Annotated in this window: 18 protein-coding genes; 7 read left to right on the forward strand and 11 right to left on the reverse strand. The window is 52.8% G+C overall.

Features of this window, described 5'->3' with window-relative positions; all coding sequences use genetic code 11:
• Positions 1 to 275 precede the first annotated feature (275 nt).
• Entirely contained in the window at positions 276 to 782 is a 507-nt protein-coding gene (locus tag PXG97_RS11165; RefSeq protein ID WP_276497831.1) for a phospholipase D-like domain-containing protein, read from the reverse strand.
• Between the two features lie 197 nt (positions 783 to 979).
• Here PXG97_RS11165 and ruvB point away from each other — a divergent pair, with 197 nt between their 5' ends.
• Positions 980 to 2,023 (forward strand): Holliday junction branch migration DNA helicase RuvB, encoded by a 1,044-nt coding sequence (gene ruvB, locus PXG97_RS11170; RefSeq protein WP_276497832.1) that lies wholly within the window; start codon positions 980 to 982, stop codon positions 2,021 to 2,023.
• Positions 2,024 to 2,163: 140 nt separating this feature from the next.
• Here the strand turns inward: ruvB and PXG97_RS11175 are convergent, their stop codons facing one another.
• A complete protein-coding gene (locus PXG97_RS11175) occupies positions 2,164 to 3,084 on the reverse strand; it encodes a BRCT domain-containing protein (RefSeq protein WP_276497833.1) in 921 nt (306 codons plus the stop codon).
• Between the two features lie 253 nt (positions 3,085 to 3,337).
• On the opposite strand from PXG97_RS11175, the gene queG reads away from it, so the two are divergent.
• Positions 3,338 to 4,282, forward strand: a complete 945-nt coding sequence (gene queG / locus PXG97_RS11180; protein ID WP_276497834.1) for a tRNA epoxyqueuosine(34) reductase QueG — start codon at positions 3,338 to 3,340, stop codon at positions 4,280 to 4,282.
• Positions 4,283 to 4,285: 3 nt separating this feature from the next.
• On the opposite strand, the gene PXG97_RS11185 is transcribed toward queG, so the two are convergent.
• Entirely contained in the window at positions 4,286 to 4,477 is a 192-nt protein-coding gene (locus PXG97_RS11185) for a hypothetical protein (RefSeq protein WP_276498262.1), read from the reverse strand.
• A 366-nt stretch (positions 4,478 to 4,843) separates the two neighbouring features.
• On the opposite strand from PXG97_RS11185, the gene PXG97_RS11190 reads away from it, so the two are divergent.
• Positions 4,844 to 6,286, forward strand: coding sequence for a BatD family protein (locus PXG97_RS11190; RefSeq protein ID WP_276497835.1), 1,443 nt, complete (start codon positions 4,844 to 4,846; stop codon positions 6,284 to 6,286).
• A 2-nt stretch (positions 6,287 to 6,288) separates the two neighbouring features.
• The gene (aroC, locus tag PXG97_RS11195) at positions 6,289 to 7,368 is read left to right on the forward strand and encodes a chorismate synthase (protein ID WP_276497836.1); all 1,080 of its coding nucleotides are present in this window, start codon (positions 6,289 to 6,291) and stop codon (positions 7,366 to 7,368) included.
• 18 nt (positions 7,369 to 7,386) lie between these two features.
• On the opposite strand, the gene PXG97_RS11200 is transcribed toward aroC, so the two are convergent.
• Positions 7,387 to 8,049, reverse strand: a complete 663-nt coding sequence (locus PXG97_RS11200; RefSeq protein ID WP_276497837.1) for a carboxypeptidase-like regulatory domain-containing protein — start codon at positions 8,047 to 8,049, stop codon at positions 7,387 to 7,389.
• Between the two features lie 233 nt (positions 8,050 to 8,282).
• A complete protein-coding gene (locus PXG97_RS11205; RefSeq protein ID WP_338088606.1) occupies positions 8,283 to 9,674 on the reverse strand; it encodes a sodium:proton antiporter in 1,392 nt (463 codons plus the stop codon).
• 429 nt (positions 9,675 to 10,103) lie between these two features.
• Here PXG97_RS11205 and PXG97_RS11210 point away from each other — a divergent pair, with 429 nt between their 5' ends.
• Entirely contained in the window at positions 10,104 to 10,718 is a 615-nt protein-coding gene (locus PXG97_RS11210; protein ID WP_276497838.1) for a NifU family protein, read from the forward strand.
• 914 nt (positions 10,719 to 11,632) lie between these two features.
• On the opposite strand, the gene secDF is transcribed toward PXG97_RS11210, so the two are convergent.
• The 6 genes from secDF to PXG97_RS11240 all read right to left on the reverse strand — a co-directional run bounded on the left by secDF (position 11,633) and on the right by PXG97_RS11240 (position 17,825).
• Positions 11,633 to 14,620 (reverse strand): protein translocase subunit SecDF, encoded by a 2,988-nt coding sequence (gene secDF / locus PXG97_RS11215; protein ID WP_276497839.1) that lies wholly within the window; start codon positions 14,618 to 14,620, stop codon positions 11,633 to 11,635.
• Positions 14,621 to 14,785: 165 nt separating this feature from the next.
• Positions 14,786 to 15,163 carry an RNA methyltransferase gene (locus tag PXG97_RS11220; RefSeq protein WP_276497840.1) on the reverse strand — a complete coding sequence of 126 codons (378 nt, stop codon included), beginning with the start codon at positions 15,161 to 15,163 and terminating at the stop codon, positions 14,786 to 14,788.
• Positions 15,164 to 15,206: 43 nt separating this feature from the next.
• The gene (locus tag PXG97_RS11225; RefSeq protein WP_276497841.1) at positions 15,207 to 15,899 is read right to left on the reverse strand and encodes a potassium channel family protein; all 693 of its coding nucleotides are present in this window, start codon (positions 15,897 to 15,899) and stop codon (positions 15,207 to 15,209) included.
• Complete coding sequence (locus PXG97_RS11230; RefSeq protein ID WP_276497842.1) at positions 15,896 to 16,516, reverse strand: uridine kinase family protein; 621 nt, start codon at positions 16,514 to 16,516, stop codon at positions 15,896 to 15,898. The genes PXG97_RS11225 and PXG97_RS11230 overlap by 4 nt, the downstream gene beginning before the upstream one ends.
• Before the next feature lie 69 nt (positions 16,517 to 16,585).
• Complete coding sequence (locus PXG97_RS11235; protein ID WP_276497843.1) at positions 16,586 to 17,170, reverse strand: non-canonical purine NTP diphosphatase; 585 nt, start codon at positions 17,168 to 17,170, stop codon at positions 16,586 to 16,588.
• 139 nt (positions 17,171 to 17,309) lie between these two features.
• Positions 17,310 to 17,825, reverse strand: a complete 516-nt coding sequence (locus PXG97_RS11240; RefSeq protein ID WP_276497844.1) for a phosphoribosyltransferase family protein — start codon at positions 17,823 to 17,825, stop codon at positions 17,310 to 17,312.
• Positions 17,826 to 18,013: 188 nt separating this feature from the next.
• Here PXG97_RS11240 and PXG97_RS11245 point away from each other — a divergent pair, with 188 nt between their 5' ends.
• Positions 18,014 to 18,259: a type B 50S ribosomal protein L31 gene (locus PXG97_RS11245; protein WP_073853987.1), complete on the forward strand. Its 246-nt coding sequence runs from the start codon at positions 18,014 to 18,016 to the stop codon at positions 18,257 to 18,259.
• Positions 18,260 to 18,474: 215 nt separating this feature from the next.
• Entirely contained in the window at positions 18,475 to 19,677 is a 1,203-nt protein-coding gene (locus PXG97_RS11250; RefSeq protein ID WP_276497845.1) for a GlmU family protein, read from the forward strand.
• The last annotated feature ends 58 nt before the right edge of the window (positions 19,678 to 19,735 follow it).

Raw genomic sequence — 19,735 nt, forward strand, 5'->3', positions numbered from 1 at the left:
TTATTCGGGTGGCTACACAAAGTATAAAGTATAGCAAAGGCAGCCGCGGGAGTGGCTGCCTTTGTTTGTCAGAATCTGGATTTACAGGATTTTAGGAGGGACAGGATGAGTAGGTTTACTTGTTGCTGGTGCGGGTTTGTAACCCGTACCTTACTATGATGCAGGATTTATAATCCGGCTGGGGCGGAGGCCCAAACTATAGCTGGTTACGAGCAAGGACACCCGCGGCCTGTATAGACTTATCAATCCTGTGCATCCTCTAACCCAGCCAAAACCTACTCCTCTTCCTCCCCATACATTTCCTTGTACTTTTCGCCTGGGTTATACTTCATCATCTCCTGCCAAAGCCTGTCGAACTCGCGGCTGTAGTCCTGCACAATGCTATGGTTATCGGTCACCAGGATGTTCTCGTGGTTATAAAGGGCGGCGCTGCGGGTCCAGTTGTAGCTGCCGGTAAGCACACGCGCCTCGTCAAAAACAGCGAACTTGTGGTGCATGTGGCTGCGCGTCTTGTCGATCCGCACCTCCAGGCCCCGCACGGCCAGCTCCCGTATGTCCGAGCCGGTGTCGTGGAGCTTTTTGTTGTCCGTGATGATCCTGATACTTACCCCACGCTTGTAAGCCCGGATGATAGCCTCCGTAATGCGGTTGTCGCTGATCGTGAACACGCAGATTTTTATACTTTCCTCCGCTTCATCCATACATTCCACAATGGCGTTGAGGCACTCGTCGCCGGGGCTGAAAAAAGCGTGGCTGGTGATTTTTTGCTGATGACCTTGCATGGGCGTAAGGTACGACAGCCGCATCAATTTTAATAGCCTTTGTTGGAGGTATGCTAATGGGATTAGATTTATGGTGAATAACTATAAAATAATTAGCAAAATTGCGTAAATTCGTCAACTGAAATGGAGCGAAAGCACCGCCGAAACTGTTACCTTTAGGAGCAGCGAAAGCTCATTTTTTGTAGAAGATCATACTTATGAGAGAAGATTATCTCACCGGCGAAAACGAGTACATGACGCCGGCCGAACGCGACATCGACAAGGCCCTCCGCCCGCTCAGCTTCCGCGACTTTACGGGTCAGGACAAGGTGGTGGAAAACCTGAAGATATTTGTGCTGGCGGCCAAGCGCCGTGGCGAGGCCCTGGACCACGTGCTGCTGCATGGCCCTCCGGGTCTGGGTAAAACCACGCTCTCGCACATCATTGCCTCCGAGCTGGATGCCGGCATCAAAATGACCTCTGGACCGGTGCTGGACAAGCCAAGCGACCTGGCGGGCCTGCTCACCAACCTGGAGGCCAACGACGTGCTGTTCATCGACGAGATTCACCGCCTGAACCCGATCGTGGAGGAGTACCTGTACTCGGCCATGGAGGACTATAAGATCGACATCATGCTGGATTCGGGTCCCAATGCCCGTTCCGTGCAGATCAGCCTGAACCCGTTTACGCTGATCGGGGCTACCACGCGCTCCGGTTTGCTGACGGCGCCGCTACGCGCGCGCTTCAGCATTAACTCGCGCCTGGAGTATTACGATGCCACGCTGCTGACCTCGATCGTGAAGCGCTCTTCGGCGCTGCTGGGGGCGCCTATACACGAGGACGCCGCCTTCGAGATTGCCCGCCGTAGCCGCGGTACGCCGCGTATTGCCAACAACCTGCTGCGCCGCACCCGCGATTTTGCCCAGGTAAAAGGAGACGGCACGATTACGGTGGAGATCGCCAAGTTTGCCCTCAACGCGCTGGACGTGGACCACAACGGACTTGACGACATGGACAACCGCATCCTGATGACGATCATCGATAAGTTTAAAGGCGGTCCGGTAGGCATCAGCACCATTGCCACAGCCTGCGGCGAGGAGTCGGAGACGATTGAGGAAGTATACGAGCCGTTCCTGATCCAGGAAGGCTATATCAAGCGCACCGCCCGCGGCCGCGAGGCGACTGAGCTGGCTTACCGTCACCTCGGCAAAATTCCGCCGCAGGAGATTGCCTCCGGCGGGCTTTTTAATCAACCGGAGTAAATAAACTGTTTGTGATAAAGTGAAAAAGCAGGCTCTGATGGGCCTGCTTTTTTGTTTGGAGAAATATAGTACTTTAATATCTAATCAGAAGCAATCAGCTATTACTGCTCTCGCTAGACGCGAGCGAGGAGTCTACTCTCTCAAATACATTTCAGATCTTCAATAACATCCCAAAAGTCGAACTCGTGTATTAGAGAAATATTGCGTCCTTGTTTGCGCATGTTGATCGCTTTTTCCACTTTCCTACCGTAGCAGGCGAAAGCGTAACAAGGGTTACCACTATCACCAACAATAAGGTAATCGGTCTTTTGAGTTACATCACTATTGATGTGGCCACCTAGATTTTGTATTTCAAGCTCTAATTCTTTTCTGGTTCCTCTGCTGAATAGTCCTGTCATGCAAAAACCTTTCCCGTCAAATTGAACCTGAGGGTTAACGGTGCAAATGCCATTAACCTTTATTTGTGAAATCTCTGTTGCAATCTTCTCGGTAAGTTGCTCATCTGTCAACTTTACAAATTCATTAAAATAAGCCATTAGGCGCCTACGTTCTCCATCATCTATCTTTCCGTCCGCCAATACATTTGTAATTAGTGTATATATTTCATCATATGGGTAGTAGGTATTTAGATGTTCATGATGCTCTAGCCATTCGTCTAGTTTCTTTACTTCTGTATCTGTAATCTTACCATCAGATAATATGCCATGGCAAAGGCCCTGTAATATTTGAAGATCAGCTGTTGCGAGGTCATAAAAAACTAAGCCCTGATCAGTAGCATACCTATCACAAAGCCAGTAAACATCTTCCATCAGCTCCAAGCGATTCCCACTGTCATTAGCAGCCTCGAGTATCGTTTGCATCAGACTTTTGAAAGGATTTCGTGTAATCAGATCATTGTGTTTCTCACACCACGATAGCAGCTCTTTAAATTCAGCATCATTTACTTCATTGTCTAAGACAATGCCTAATAATATACCTTTTAGTGAATTTATAGCCTTATCCATCTCGCTTAGACTGGTATATTGTCTGTACTTCAGGCTCTCGTAGTTTTCTGATTCCATATAAAGTTTGTTTTCGGTTAATAGTTTAATGCTAATATATAATAATATTGTTAATAATTAATGTATTATTTGTGTAATTGTGAGATAAGTGTAAATATTTGATGTATTGGTTCTACATCTAAACCTTCATGTTTATTCACTATTAAAAAAACGATCTAGTTGATTCTCAATGACCAATCCGGACCTTTTTCTCCCTAACTTTGTTCTTCTGAAAGTATAGCTGCCAAAGTACAAAGCGGCCACCAAGTATAAATTGAGCAAAGAGAAGTATACATACCTGATCAAGCAGAAGGCCAGTGAGTTGGGCTTTATGTACTGCGGCATCTCCCAGGCGGACTTTCTGGAGGAGGAGGCGCCCCGGCTGGAGCGTTGGCTGAACCAGCACATGCACGGGCAGATGCACTACATGGAGAACCACTTCGACAAGCGCCTCGACCCGCGCCTTTTGGTAGACGGAGCCAAATCGGTGGTATCATTGCTGCTTAATTATTACCCCGATAAGGAAGACCAGCAGCAGGAGGAGGATACGCTCAAGATCTCGAAGTACGCCTATGGCACCGATTACCACTTCGTGATCAAAGACAAGCTGAAGACGCTGCTCAACTACATAAATGAGGAGATAGGGGAGGTAGGCGGCCGCTGCTTCGTGGATTCGGCGCCGGTGCTCGATAAGGCCTGGGCCAAGAAAAGCGGGCTGGGCTGGGTTGGCAAAAACTCCAACCTCATCACGCCGCAGGTGGGCAGCTTCTACTTTATCGCAGAGCTCATCATCGACCTGGAGCTGGACTACGACGGGCCCATCAAAGACTACTGTGGCTCCTGCACCCGCTGCCTCGATGCCTGCCCGACAGGCGCCATCACCGAGCCCTACGTGGTGGACGGCAGCAAATGCATCTCCTACTTTACGATAGAGCTGAAGGACCAGCTGCCGCAGGAAATGAACGGGAAATTCGGGAACTGGGTCTTCGGCTGCGACATCTGCCAGGACGTGTGCCCCTGGAACCGCTTCAGCAAACCGCACAACGAGCCCGCCTTTGCGCCGCACCCCCACCTGAAGGAGCTGAAGACCAGCGATTGGCAGGAGCTGACGCACGAGGTGTTCTCGCAGCTGTTCAAGAAGTCAGCTGTGAAGCGCACCGGCTACAACGGCCTGATACGCAACATCCGCTTTGTGCAGGGCGACCCGGAAAAGGAGTAGGTTTTATACCTGGTGCTTTAGGAAAACGCGGTTAAGGATGATCAGGTAAACCCCTGAGAACTGGTCGTAGCACCATTGCTTTAGTTGCTCAATTTCCTCCTTCACGAGTACTCTAAAAGCCTTGCGCAGCTCTTTTTCAAACAACATCTTATCGAAGCTAACCTTCACTAAGATCGTTTTAACGTATTCCAGCATTTTGGATAAATAGTAAGCCATTTTTGGTAATCTGGTTATACTTACGACTGAGTTAAAATTTGGTGATGATTTCACGTTATATTTATATTTAACATAAGTATGGTGTTGGTTTTTGTTGTAAAAGTATAATCGCGCAGGGCACTTTAAAGGAATAAAGGATCGGCCGCGAAACGAGCCTCATACTTCTGCCAGTGGCCCTGGCGTTATGGTGTTGGGCGCCCCAGGCAGCAGAGGCGGGTATCCCCTGCAGGAGGTGCAGGCTTGCGGCATAGCCTGCCTTTATAAAAGCAACGTGGCCACTTCCGAAAAAGTATTAAATTTGCTCTTACACCATATACCAAGTGCCGCAGCAGTGCGGCCCATGCCATGCGAGCTTTAGCCCTTTCCATCATACTCTGCCTTATGCTGTTTGCGCCTGCCCTGGCGCAGCAGGTGGCGATAGAGTTGGGCAAGAGCTCGCTGCCGCTAAATCAGTATTATACTATTTCGCTGAGGCTGCAGAACCAGCAGCTGCAGGAGTATACCCCTTTCCCCGAGATCGAGGGCTTCAAAAAAAGCAACAGGTACTCCTCCACCAAAACCATTATCACAGGCGGTAACACCACCACGATCCTTACCATCACGCAGAACTATGCCGCCCTCGACGAAGGCACCTATACCTTGAAGCCTTTCAACATGAAGGTAAACGGGCAGACGCTGGAGTCGGAGGGGGTGACGATAACCGTGACGGAGATGCAGGCCGAGGTGCCGCAGGACGCCAACCTGCCCCCCGACATGGTGGTGCCGGAGGAGGAGCAGCAGCAGGTAGAGCAGGAGGCAGAGTTCATCGAAAAAGACGATAACGCCTTCCTGACGCTTTACACCAACAAGGATGAGGTATTTGTGGGCGAGGGGGTGAACGTGGTCTTATACTTTTACCTGGCCGAGCAAGACCAGCGCCTGCTCGATTTCTATGACTTCGCCAACCAGATGAACGGCATCCTGCGGCAGCTTAAGCAGTCGCATGTGTGGGAGGAGACGTTTGACTTTACAGAGATAACGCCGGAGCAGGTAACCGTTCAGGGCGAGCCGTACCTGCGTTTCAGGCTCTACGAGGCAGTGCTTTACCCCATCACGGCCAAGCAACTGTCGTTCCCGCAGCTGAAGCTGCAGATGATAAAGTATAAAGTGGCCAAGCACCCGACGCTGCTCACGCAGGACCGGCAGGAGGGGTACAAAACCTTCTACTCCAGGCCGCGAGAGGTGCAGGTAAAAGAGCTGCCGCCGCACCCGCTGCGCGATGTAGTGCCCGTCGGGGATTATCGCCTGCAGGAGCGGCTGTCGCAGGAGGTGGTGCCGGTGAACAAGACCTTTACCTATGTGTTTCAGGTGGATGGTACAGGCAACCTGTCCGCCATCATGCCGCCATCGCCGGAGGCACCGCCCGGGCTGGACTTTTTCCCGCCCGACGTGCACCAGGATGTCACCCGGCGCGCCGGCACGGTTATGGGCTCCAAGCGCTTCTCTTTTACCCTGATTGGGCGCGAGGCCGGCACTTACGACATGGGGCGCAAACTGGAGTGGGTGTACTTTAACCCTATCACCGCTGCCTACGACACACTGCGCCCATCGCTTAGGGTTCAGGTAACCGGTGTCCCCGACAGTGATGCCCAGGTTATGTCGCGCGACCTGGGGTCTTTCTACAAAATCATTCAAAACGAAGATAACAGCCTGGTAAGCGTGCACCTGTTGGATCAGATCAAGCGCTACACCAATGTTATTCTGCTGGTGCTACTGGCAGTGTCAACCTTTGTCTTTATAAAACGATAACTATGAGCAATTCCTACGGAAAGCTTTTCCGGATAACAACCTTTGGCGAGTCACACGGTGCGGCTGTGGGAGTGATTGTGGATGGCTGCCCTGCCGGCCTCGAGATCAGCACCGAAGAGATACAGCATGCGCTGGACCGCCGCCGCCCCGGCCAGTCCGACATCACCACGCCCCGCAAGGAGGAGGACAGGGTGACGGTACTTTCGGGCATCTTCGAGGGCAAGACCACCGGTACGCCCATTGCCATGGTTGTGAACAACAAAGACCAGCACAGCCACGACTACAGCCACATTCAGCACGCCTTCCGGCCTTCTCACGCTGACTATACTTACTCTGCCAAGTATGGCACCCGCGATTACCGGGGCGGTGGGCGCAGCTCTGCCCGCGAAACAGTGGCCCGTGTGGCCGCCGGCGCGCTGGCAGCCAAACTGCTGCAGCTCCACGGCATTACGGTGCAAAGCTATGTATCGCAGGTGGGGAGCGTGAAACTGCGCAAGCCATACTACAAGCTAGACCTGAGCCAGATCGACTCGAACAAGGTGCGCTGCCCCGACGGGAAGGTAGCCGCCCGCATGATTGGGCTGGTAGAGGAGGCCCGCGATACCCTGGATACCATAGGCGGTGTGGTAAGCTGCGTAGTGAAGGGAGTGCCGGCCGGGTTGGGAGAGCCTGTTTTCGATAAGCTGCACGCCGAGCTAGGGAAGGCCATGCTAAGTATAAACGCTGTGAAAGGCTTTGAGTACGGCAGCGGTTTTGAGGGCGTGAAGATGCGCGGCTCCGAGCATAACGACCAGTTCTATACCGATGAGGAAGGCAACGTCCGCACCCGCACCAACAACTCGGGTGGCATACAGGGCGGCATCAGCAACGGGCAGGACATCTACTTTAACGTAGCCTTTAAGCCGGTAGCCACCATCCTGCAGCCCCAAACAACCATCAACGATGCCGGCGAGGAAATCACCCTGCAGGGCAAAGGCCGCCACGACCCTTGTGTGCTGCCCCGTGCCGTGCCTATTGTAGATGCCATGGCCGCGCTTGTGCTAGCTGATTTCCTGCTGCGCCAGCAGGCAAACAAAGTATAACAGGCCGCTCTCCCGGAGCTAGTCTTTTTCCTCAGAAGCCTGCCGTGCCTTTTTGCGGGTGCGGGAGGCTTTTTTCTTGTTGCCGATCGGAATGCCCAGTAGCTTAACGTCGCTGGGCACCATGTAGCGGCGCTGTTGCTGGCTGCCCACCTGCATCAGCCCATACTTTGCGTTCGTTTCCGCATCCATAGCCCGCATCTTGGTAAGGTCCTTTCCCTCCAGTGGCCCCAGGTCCACTTCCGGCTCCGGCTCCTGTGGCAGCTTCACCTTAGACAGCGCCTCCCGTAGCTCCCGCTCCGTAGCCCAAGGCATCACGTCCACCGTGGGCAGCTCGGTGGAGTTCTCGAGGAGATATATAATGGTGGAGTAGCTGTTGCCGCTAAAGGTGTGCGGGATGCGCAGGAACTGTTTCTGGTAGCCTAATGCCGCCACCACCACGCTGTCGCCGGGCAGCACCGGCAGCGAAAAAAAGCCGCCTTGGCCCGTGTTTGTGCCGCGGTTGGTTTGCGGCACAAACACGGCCACGCCGGCCAACCCCACGGCACTGTCGCCCGCCACCACCATTCCAGACAGTTGCACCGCCTGTTTCTGCTGCTGCGCCAACCCCTGCCCAGGCCAAAGCATAAGCAGCAGCGCGAAAACGGAAAGAAGGGGGTACGGGATATGTTTGCTGTGTTTCATAGCTGGTGGTGTGGGCGGTGCGCAATGTTATCGTATGGTAGAAAAATCCATATTAATAAACATATATATAAGAACGATAATGTGTTTGGATTATTGCCTATTCGGTTGTGAGGCAGTGGGTAATGTGAGCATGGCAGGCGGCAAACCAAATGAAAAGTATTTGGCTGCCTCTCAAAAGCAAAACAGCCGCCCCTGCTAAGCAAAGGCGGCTGTTTTTATACTTTATACTTGTCTTAGAAGAGCTTCAGGTGCACCACCAAGAACCACACCAGCGCCAGGATTGGCAGCAGGAACGGAATAGAGTAGCGCAGGACATAGGCGAAGAAAGTAGGCATTTTAATACCGGCACTCTCGGCAATGGCTTTCACCATGAAGTTAGGCCCGTTACCAATGTAGGTAAAGGCTCCGAAAAGTACGGCGGCCAGAGAGATAGCCTCCAGCTGTACTAGCGTTTCGATGCCGCCGACAGAGGTGCCTGCCGCGAAATGGCGCACATCCGTAACGCTGCTCTGTGCCAGGTCATACTTAGCCATGGCCAGCGACAGGAAGTTGGCATAGGTCGGGGCGTTGTCCAGGAAGCCGGAAAGCGAGCCCGTTGCCCAATACAGGAAGCTAGGCGTGATGTACTGCGAAAACTGCGGAGACGATGCGATTTGGGCAGACAGTTGCAGGGCCGGCATCATGGTAAAGAAGATACCAAAGAACAGGAACACTACCTCCAGGATAGGGTGGAAGTTGAAGTGGTTGCCGGCCAGCGCTGTTTTGCTGGAGAAACGGAAGCACAAAAAGGCCGCAGAAAGCTGGATGATCTCGCGAAGGAAAGAAATCTTGGCGCCGTCATAGTAGATGTGTGGCAGCCCGTCAATCACGTTCGGGTCCAGGAACACGGCACCGATGATGATCGCCAGCCAGAACAGGTTGCGCTTGCCTGTAAAGTGGAATTCTGTTTTGGCCTCGTTCTTCGCCACCACTTCTGGGCGTGGCGTAAACTCTGTCTCTTTGTTGCGACGGTCTACCAGGAAGAAAAGGAAGCAAAGCAGTGCGATAGATGCCATCCAAGGAACGAACAGGTGCTGCAGTGTCCAGAAGAACGGAACCCCTTTGATAAAGCCAATGAATAGCGGCGGATCTCCCAGTGGCGTAAGCAAACCACCTGCGTTACTCACAATAAAGATGAAGAATACGATCTGGTAAGGCTTGATGCGGTGGTTGTTAAGCCGGATGAACGGGCGGATAAGCAGCAATGAGGCGCCGGTTGTGCCAATAAAGTTTGCCAATATAGCGCCAACAGCCACAAGTGCAACGTTCATAAGAGGTGTAGCCCGTGCATTTACATTCAGATATATTCCCCCTGCTGCAATGTAAAGTGAGCTTAGTAGTGCTGCAAATGTTATGTACTCTGCCAGTGTATGAACCGGCATGTGTATATCCCCGAGTACAAAAAGATAGTAAGCTAACACCGTTAAGCCAAGCACAACGGCTACTGTTTTATAATTGTGCTCCCAGAAATGTCCAAAAAAGATCGGTCCGGCAGCGATCATGCCTATCAAGAGCAGAAAAGGCATGATCAGGAACATGGGTAAGGCATGCTGGGCCTGTGCCAGTAGGATAAAATTGTCTACCATGGTGTGGATTAGTTCGGTTTAGATTTTTTGTTGTGCAGCACAAAGATACATTTTCTGGGCTAAATAGCTAAGGGAAACCGCCACCTGAAAGCTAATTTAATGTACCTACATGGAGCAGCAGGAGCAGTAAAAGCAGTGAGCGCGTAAAACAGAAAGGAGCCAGTGCTGCCGTAAAAATAAGCCTGACTCCAGGTTGCTGGCCTTGCACGGTTTTGCACTATTCCTCTTTTCTGTTTTTGCCCTGCGGCCTGCTTTGGAAGGCATGGCAGCACATGGGGGTAAGGTTACGGCATTGGGGGCACTTCTCTTGCGGCTAGCCAGGGGCGGCGAGTGAGGAATTCGACTGGCTGTGCACTTGTCGTAAATAATGCCTAATTTTGGAAACTTAATGCAACACCCACAGGTTTTAACATTAAACAGCGAAAAATCATGACAGAAAATAAAGAAAAGATGGTTTCTGTGTACGCAGAGGCTAACCCCAACCCCGAGTCGATGAAGTTTGTGATGAACGTGCAGATGCTGCCTGACGGGCAGAGCGTGGACTATCCGAACGTGGAGAGCGCGCTGGAGTCGCCGCTGGCACAGGAGCTGTTCAACTTCGACTATGTATCGCGTGTGTTTATAGCAAGTAACTTTGTTACTGTTACAAAAACTGCTGATTTAGAGTGGGTGAAAATCATCCCGGAGCTGCGCACCTTCCTGAAGTCTTATGTAGAGGCAGGTGGCCCGATTTTTACCGAAGGCTTTTCTGCTGCCAAAGCGGAGCCAGTGGCTGCCGGTAACGGGGAAGCATCAGCCGAGGATGCCGAAATCTCTAAGAAGGTGATCGACCTGCTGGAGAACTATGTGCGCCCAGCCGTAGAGCAGGATGGCGGTAACATCACGTTCAAGTCTTACCATGATGGCGTCGTGACAGTACACCTGCAGGGCTCCTGCAGCGGCTGCCCGTCTGCTACCGTAACACTGAAGGCGGGTATCGAGAACCTGCTCAAGCGCATGGTGCCTGAGGTGAAAGAAGTAGTTGCCGACGGCGTGATGGTATAAGCACTCAAACCATAAAGTTTAAACGCAGCAGCCAGCCTCGTTCAGGGGCTGGCTGCTGCGTTTATAGGGTTATTTTCTGATTATTTCCTGGCGGAGGTGTCTGCTTGTGCCTTTGCCATTGCTCTTTGCAACTGGAACCAAGTTATACTTATTAGCCACAGTTCTTCCATCGCTGGCGCGGGTTTTTTAGACCGTGCTGTTTTATACTTGCTTATCTTCCGCTGTTCCTGACATCCTTGTCCGTTACATTGACTGCTGCTGATTTCCTATTCCGCGTAAACAGTGCTTCGTACTTGCCTCTGTTCCAACCTTTGCTGGTGCAAGCGTCCGCTTCTGCCTTTTCTTAACCTCTACTTTTGCAGTTGAAATCAAGCTATCCGCTAGCGCGAGCTTGTAGCTCGTGCGTTCCCTTTTGCTACAGCATCTCGTAGCTTGAACCAAGCTATCTTTGTTAGCTACTGCTGATCCTACAGACTTACAAGCCTACAGTTGCATAGTATGCTTTGGTCCCCTCCAGGCCGGGAGGCCTCATCTTTGGGCATCGCGCTGTGTTCCCTCCTGCGCCAGGGCGCTGCCGCTTGCGCGGCACCGGATCTCACAAGGCGCTCAACCCAAAGACTGGGATCAGCTTTCGATAGCAGCTGCCTCTGCTATGGATAAGTAATGGCCGTGGCTATTGAAGGGGCAGGGGATGAAAGCGCCTGCGCAAATTCCCCTCCTCTGAACTGGCCAGAGTATGAGTTTATAGCTAGCGATCGTTGCTCTGGGGGTAGGTTCCCCGAATAGCCAAAGCGACAGCGTTGCGACTTGTGCAATGGCAGCTAAAGAACCCGATCTCCAAGTATGGGAAGAAAGGGAAACAAAAAAGCCCGGGGCTACTGCCCCGGGCTTTTTTGTTTATGCTACAGTGGTTCTTAGCGAACTTTATGGGCTACCTGCGGCGTAGCTGCAGGCTGCTTGGTGTTTTCTTCCTTGATGGTATCTACCACAATCGGAGTAGCGATAAATAGGGAAGAATAAGTACCGGCCAATACACCGATGATCATCGCCAGTGAGAAGCCGCGCAGTACCTCACCACCGAACAGGAACAGGATAACCACCACCAGGAACAGAGTCAAGGAGGTAATGATCGTGCGGCTGAAGGTGCTGATAAGGGCTGGGTTAACAACTGCTCTGATGCCGGCGCGCGGGTTATCGCTCATGTACTCACGCACACGGTCGAAAATTACCACGGTGTCGTTGATAGAGAAACCGATGATTGTCAGTACCGCTGCGATAAATACTTGGTCCATCTCATAGGAGATGCCTAGCAGGTGCAGGATTGAGAACACCGCTATGATCATCAAGGCATCGTGAAGGAGGGCTACTACGCCACCCAGCGAGAACTGCCACTTACGGAAACGAATCATCACATACAGGAAGATGCCTACCAGCGCAAGCAGGATAGCGATCAGGGCTGTGTTCTGGATGTCATCTGCCATGGTTGCTCCTACTTTAGAGGAGCTCAGGATCTGCGGGTTCAGGTTGCTGTACTGCTGTATGCCTTGCTCCAGCGCAGCCCTTACCTGCTCGTCCGCCTCGATGCTCTCATCATCAGCCATCCAGCTGGTAATCACTTTCACGCGGTTAGAGGCGCCAAACGTTTTCACCTCCGTGCCCGCCTGCTGGAAATCATCCATCAGGTTAGAGCGGATATCAGAAGCCGGAACTGCCTGATCGAACTCAATCACGTAAGAGCGTCCACCAGTAAAGTCTACGCCCAAGTTTGGACCTTTGATAGCCATGGCAACAAAGCCGAAAGCGATAATAGCAATGGAGAAAGCATAGGCAGGCTTTCTGTACTTCATCACGTCAAACTTCACGTTGCGGAACATCTTGTTGGCAAGCGATGAAGAGAAGGATAGCTTACCTGCTTTCTTGAAGGTGCTCTCCACGAACAGCCTTGAAATGAATACTGAGGTAAAGAACGAGGTAATGATACCGATCATCAGGGTAATGGCGAAGCCTTTTACCGGGCCTGAACCGAAGAAGTACAGGATAAAGCCTACGATGAAGGTAGTTACGTTTGCGTCGAAGATCGTAGAGAAAGCCTTGTCGTAACCGGCATTGATCACTTCGCGCATACCCAAGCCTTTGGCAGCCTCTTCACGCATACGCTCAAAAATCAATACGTTCGCGTCCACGGCCATACCCAGGGTAAGCACGATACCGGCGATACCAGGCAGCGTGAGCGCAGCACCAAACTGGGCCAGCACACCAAGTATAAAGAACACGTTGAAGAGCAGGGCAAGGTCAGCGATAAAGCCGCCGCGCGCATAGTAAGCAATCATGAAGATCACCACGATCACCAGGCCGGCGATAGTTGACAGCAAGCCTTGGTTGATGGCCTCCTGGCCCAGGGAAGGACCTACGATAGCCTCTTCCACGATGCGGGTTGGAGCCGGCATTTTACCAGCTTTCAGAATGTTGGCAAGGTCTTGCGCCTCGTCTACGGTAAAGTTACCGGAGATAGAGGAGTTACCGCCCGTGATCTCGCCCTGTACTACCGGGGCAGAGTACACATAGTTATCCAGCACGATAGCCACCTGGCGGCCAACGTTGTCGCCTGTCAGACGAGCCCACTTTCTGGCGCCTGTCGGGTTCATGGTCATGCTGATCTCTGGACGGCCAGCCTGGTCAAAGTCCTGGCGGGCATCGTTGATCACGTCGCCGCTCAGCGGAGCCTTGCCGTCACGACCTTTCTTAATAGCGTACAGCTCAACGAACTCCTGGCCTGCGTCGCCTACAAGCGGCTTCACACCCCACAGGAACTTCATGTTAGGAGGCAGCATAGAGCGCACCTCGGCACTGTGAAACAGCTGGTTGATGGTGGCCGTGTCGCGCACGTTGGCACCGATACCGCCCGGCATGGCTGTGAACAGCGTCGCCAGCACGCTTCCCTGCTGGTCAAGAGCGGCTGTGTCAGCCTTTGCTACAGCGGCAGTGTCGGCTTTCGCAGCAGCGGCAATAGCAGCAGAGTCTGAACCGGCAGCCTGTGCCAGCACGTCTTCCGCTGCGGTGTCAGCAACAGCCGGAGCTGGTGTAGCGGAGGCTGTAGAGGTGCGCAGTTTCAGTTTACCGGCACGCTGCTGGGCGTCCAGGTACTGGCCTACCTGCATCAGGTATGGGTTAAACTCCTGCGGCGTCCATACTTCCCAGAACTCCAGGTTGGCCATGCCCTGCAACAGTTTACGCACACGGTCAGGGTTGTCAACGCCCGGAAGCTCGATCTGGATACGGCCAGTACCTTTCAGGCGCTGGATGTTTGGCTGCGTTACGCCGAAACGGTCGATACGCGTACGCAGGATGTTGAAAGAGCGGTCGATGGCATCGTCCACTTCAGCCTGGATCACATCGATCACCTCCTCGTTAGAGGACTCGTAGCTGATCTTGCCACGGTTAGCAGTATTTGAGAAGATGCGGCTCAGGCGGCCGTTCGGCTCGATTTCGCGGTAAGCCTCGGCAAAAAGCGTAGTGAAACGCTCCTGGCTGTTACGCTGCAATTCCTGCGCGCGGTCCAGTGCCTTCAGGAAGTTCGGATCTTTGCTGTTGCCAGACATAGACTTGATGATCTCCACAGGCGATACTTCCAGTACCACGTGCATACCACCTCTCAGGTCCAGGCCAAGGCCAAGCTCCTTCTCCTTTACCTCCTGGTAGGTCATGCCCATGAACACGGGCTCTTTCCACATGGAGTCGAGGTAAGTTTGCTTCTTTGCCAGGTCTACGTTGCCTTGCGCGTCAGTGGCGTATGCTTCTGCATCGTTCTGCACGCTGCCGGCAACAAAAGAGAATGACAGAAAGTAAAGGCAGAGCGCCGATACGATCAATGTCAGACCGATAATTAACGATTTGTTCCGCATTGTTTAAGTAAAAGTATGAATTGATTGATAATTGGGTACAATGTATGGTTCTCCCTTGGAGCCTACTAAATAACTATAATACAAGTAGGTGCGTTCCGTTACCTGCCGGATATAGCAGCACGGAGGCCTGAAAAGGCTGAGAGAAGAAAATAGGGAGGAGGCAGCCTACGGAGCGTTGGGCTGAATGGTAATAGGGAAAATACGGGCTGTAAAACCGGCGCCAGGGGGCACGGCTGTGTAAGCAGCGGGCAGAAGCGCTATGGCGGCCAGTGCAAAGGCCGGTTGCTGCGGCAACGGGCCCAGGTCCTGCTGCGGCAGGTTAAGCGCTACAAAAGAGGTCGTGCCTTCCAGCGAGACCTTCTGCTTCACGCGTGTTTTTTCGGCACCAGGGGCAGAGGTTAACGCTGTGTTAGCTGGTTGTGCCGCGCCATTGGCCGACGTATACGCCACCACTTCCTGGCCATTGAGCATGAGCGCCCACAGCAGGGTTACCGACATCAAGAGATGCCTTAGGTGGCTGAATATGTCTTTGGCTTTTGGCATGTATAAGCGCAAATATGAAATCTTTTCTGTTAAAAAAGAAATTTTAACGGTTTACATCAATAAATCGCTTCACATCCTGCTTTTTACCGATAAGCAGCAGGATGTCTGACGGGTAAATAATGGTATCGGCCTTAGGCACCCCGATGATGTGCTCCACCTGCGTCGGCTTGCCGTCCTGTATCTCCTCAAAGAAGCGCTTGATCGTGATCAGGTTGAGGTTATACTTCTCGCGGAGCGATATTTTAGCCACGCTGCGGTTGGCGATGTTACGCGGCGCGTTTATCTCTACGATCTCGTAATTGTCCGGCAGCGGCAGGAAGGTACGGATGCTCGGCTGCAGCAGGCGCTCGGCCACGGTTTTGCCTACCTCACCCTCCGGCGACAGGATCTCCTGCACGCCCATTTTCTCCAGGATGCGGCGCTGTTGCTTGTTGGAGGCGCGGGTGATCACCCGCTTCACGTTCAGTTCCTGCAGGTTGGCCGTTGTGATCAGCAGGGCCTCGAAGTCCTCGCCAATAGCTACTACCACGGCGTCCATATCCTGAATGCTTTGGGCCTCCAGGGCGCGGATGTCGGTGGCATCCAGGGCAACGGCGTAGGCTACCTGGTCTTTGATAGACTCCACATGGTCCTCGTCGTTATCAATGGCGATCACCTCGGCGCCGCGCTCTGCCAGCGTGGTGGCAATGGAGTGGCCGAAGATCCCCAGGCCAATTACCGCGAATTTGCTCCTCATGCTTTTATCTTAGCGTTTAGGTATGTGGTGAGCACCTCCAGCCCGCGCTCAAAGTTGGCGTTGTTCGGGATGATGATGTCAGCATCGTTTTTGTAAGGTTTGATGTACTTCTCGTACGTAGGAGCCACGTGGTGGGTATAGCGGTACAGCACGTCGTCCAGGTCATAGCCGCGCTCCACCTTATCGCGCACAATGCGGCGCTGCAGTTTTATGTACTCTTTGGCGTCAATGTATACCTTTAGGTCCAGCAGGTTGGCGATCTCCTCAAAGTAAAATACAAAGATGCCCTCCACCACCACAATCGGGGCAGGCCTGAACTCCAGCTGGCGCGGCACCACATCCGGGTTGTTGAAGGTGTACTCCTGGCGGTAAATGGTTTCGCCGCGGCTCACTTTCAGGATGTCGTGTGCGTAGGCCTCATCATCGATGCAGGACGGCAGGTCGAAATTGATTACTCCGTTCGGGTCTGCGGTTTGGTGCTCGCGCGGTTTGTAGTAGTTGTCCTGAGAGATCAGGCAAACGTCTTCCGGGGCAAACGAGGTAAGCAGCTTGTTCAAAAAAGTGGTTTTTCCTGAAGCACTACCTCCTGTAATCCCGACGATGAATGGCTTTTGCATAGGAAGCTTTGGTTTCAGCCCACAAAATTAAAACATTAGCAGCTACTTGGCTAATGCAGCGCGTTATTTTTATACTTTCAGGGTTTTCAGGAAGCGTACCAGCTCCTGGGTGGCGCGGCCGCGGTGGCTGATGGCGTTCTTTTCCTCGGCGCTCATTTGGGCAAAGGTGCGGTCGTGGCCGTCGGGCACGAACACCGGGTCATAGCCAAAGCCTTTGTCGCCCTTCCACTCCGTTGCTATACTTCCTGTTACGATGCCTTCGAACTGGTGCTGCTGCCCGTCCAGAATCAGGGTGATGCTGGTGCGGAAGCGGGCGCGGCGGTTCTCTTGCCCCTCCAGGCGCTGCAAAAGCTTGTTGATGTTATCGGCATCGGAGCGCTGCGGGCCGGCATAGCGTGCCGAGTATACGCCCGGCTCGCCGTTCAGCGCCTCCACCTCCAGGCCGGTGTCGTCGGCAAAGCAGCTCACGTTATAGTTGTCCCACACATACTCCGCCTTCTGCCGCGAGTTGCCTTCCAGTGTGTCCTGCTCCTCGGCCAGCTCCTCGTTGCAGCCAATGTCCTGCAGGGTCAGTAGTTCATACTTGCCCTCCAGCATCTGGCTTACCTCGGCCAGCTTGTGGCGGTTGTTGGTTGCAAAGCAGAGTTTCTTCATTTTAGTTATTCGTTAATAGTTGTTCGTTGCTGGTAGTAGGATGCTGAGGGTCATTATACTTCGTTTTGGCCAGCCCTAATAACTGGTAACTATCAACCAGCAACTATTTATCTACAGCAAATACGCTGCTACCTCTTATCTACAGCAAATACGCTGCTACCTCATCTTCCTGTAGCACTACCTGCACGCGCTCGCGCAGGGTGGTGGCCAGCGAGTAGCCGGTGTAGGTGGCGGCGATCGGGTAGAGCGGGTGGTGGCGGTCTATAAGGGTGGCCACCTCTACCTTCTTCGGATTCTGTGGCAGAAAGGCGTTTAACGTGTAGGCCAGCGTTTTGCCGGTGTTCAGCACGTCGTCTACCAGCACCACTACCTTATCCCCCAGGTTTATGTTCTCGGGCTGCAGTTGCACGGGCTCCTCTAGCGGCGTGTCTTTGTTAAGCCTTACCTGCAGCAGTTGCACCTGTAGCGGCGAGATCTGCTGCAATTGTGTGGCCAGCTGCTCGGCCAGGGTGTGGCCGTTAGGATAAATGCCGGCCAGCACCAGCGCCTCCTCCTCAAAGTTGCGCTCGTAGATCTCATAGGCGATGCGCTTTACCTTTTGCTCTATCTGACTGCGGTCCAGTATCAGGCTCTGCTGTTTATGTTCTGGTGTCATAGGGGTTTGCTTCTGGCTTTGGTGGCGCGGCAAATCGCGCCGCTAAGGCAAAATTAACAAGATATTTAGATTGGCCGCGGCTTTTGCCGGATGCATAAAATAATTTGGCTCATAGCGTTTTACTTTCAAATAATCTTATTAAATTTGCAGTCCGATTCAGAAATTAAGGTTAAATAACGTTTACGATAATGAAAAAAGGCATTCACCCAGAGTACAGACAGGTGGTTTTCCAGGATATGACCAGTGATTTCAAGTTCATCACTCGTTCTACTATGACTTCTGATGAGACTATCACTATGGAAGATGGTAAAGAGTATCCTGTAATCAAAGTGGAAGTTTCTTCTGCCTCTCACCCGTTCTACACTGGTAAAAACATCTTCGTGGATACTGCTGGTCGTGTGGAGAAATTCAACACGCGTTACAAGAAAAAATAAGCGGTTTATTCCGGTTAAAACGTTTCAAGAGAAGTCTTTCTGTCATTGTGGCAGGAAGACTTTTTCTTTTATCCCCCTCCCCGTAAACAAGCCAAACCTGTCTTTTAGCCTGCTGTTGTACGAACACGCATAACCGTATTGCCTAAATCATAAAATATTGCTGTGTGTGGCGGCTTTTATGCACTATTTTGAAGGAAAGCTTATATTTTTGCACCATGAATATCATCCTTTTTGATGACCCGGTAATCCGGCAGGACCTGTTGCCACTGACCTTTACCAGGCCGGTGGCCGAGGTGCGCGTGGGCATATTGACCATTGCCGAGAAGTGGGCGAAACACTTAGGTGGGCCGGTGGCTTACCTGACGCAGCCATACCTGCAGGCGAAGTATAAAAACGGCAACGGGGAACTGTATATCAATGGCGCTGCTATACCCGACGCTGAGTTGGCTGCCGCCGTGCGTGGGCTGGAACCCGGCCAGGCGCTGTACCATGATAACCTGTTGCTGGCGCTGCACAGCAGCGGGCAAACTTTTGCCACGCCGCAGGAACTGGCAAGCCACTCATCCGCTAGCCGGCAAGCCTATAGCAGCGACTGCACCGTCATCCGGGATGTGTGGAACATTTTCCTGCAGAACGGCAGTCAGATCCGCAGCGATTACGCTCTGGTAACCGACGGGCGCCAAAGCCAGCCGGTGGACGATAAGTACACCATGGTGTATAACGAGGAGAACATCTTTATTGAGGAGGGTGTGAAGATTAGGGCGGCTATACTTAACGCGGAGAACGGGCCCATTTACCTGGGCAAGAACTCGCAGGTGCACGAAGGCGCGGTGATCAAAGGGCCGTTTGCGCTGGGTGAGGAGAGCAACGTGAACGTGGGCGGCAAGATGCGCGGCGACGTGAGCATTGGCCCCTTCTGCAAGGTAGGCGGTGAGGTGGCGGCCTCGGTTATCTTCGGCTATACCAACAAAGGCCACGAAGGCTACCTGGGCAACTCGGTGCTGGGCGAGTGGATAAACATCGGTGCCGACACCAATACCTCGAACCTGAAGAACAATTACGCGGAGGTAAAGATCTGGAACTACGCCAAAGGCGGCTTCAAGAACACCGGCCAGCAGTTCTGTGGCCTTATCATGGGCGACCACAGCAAGTGCGGCATCAACACCATGTTTAACACCGGCACGGTGGTAGGCGTGAGTGCCAACATCTTTGGGCCGGGCTTCCCGCGCAACTTCATCCCTTCGTTCAGTTGGGGTGGCGCGGCCGGCTTCGAAACGTTTCAGATGCGCAAGGTGGTAGAAGTGGCCGAGAAAGTGATGGGCCGCCGTGACAAGCAGCTAGACCAGACGGAGCGAGACATTCTCAACCACATTTTCGAGGAGACCCAGCAGTACCGCGTCTGGGATAAAAAGGCGTAGGCCGCTCTCGTAAAGTATAAAAGGGACAAAAGACCATGGAGTTGCACTGCAATTGCTG

Origin of the sequence: Pontibacter litorisediminis, assembly GCF_029360645.1 — a bacterium.
Lineage (GTDB): Bacteria > Bacteroidota > Bacteroidia > Cytophagales > Hymenobacteraceae > Pontibacter > Pontibacter litorisediminis.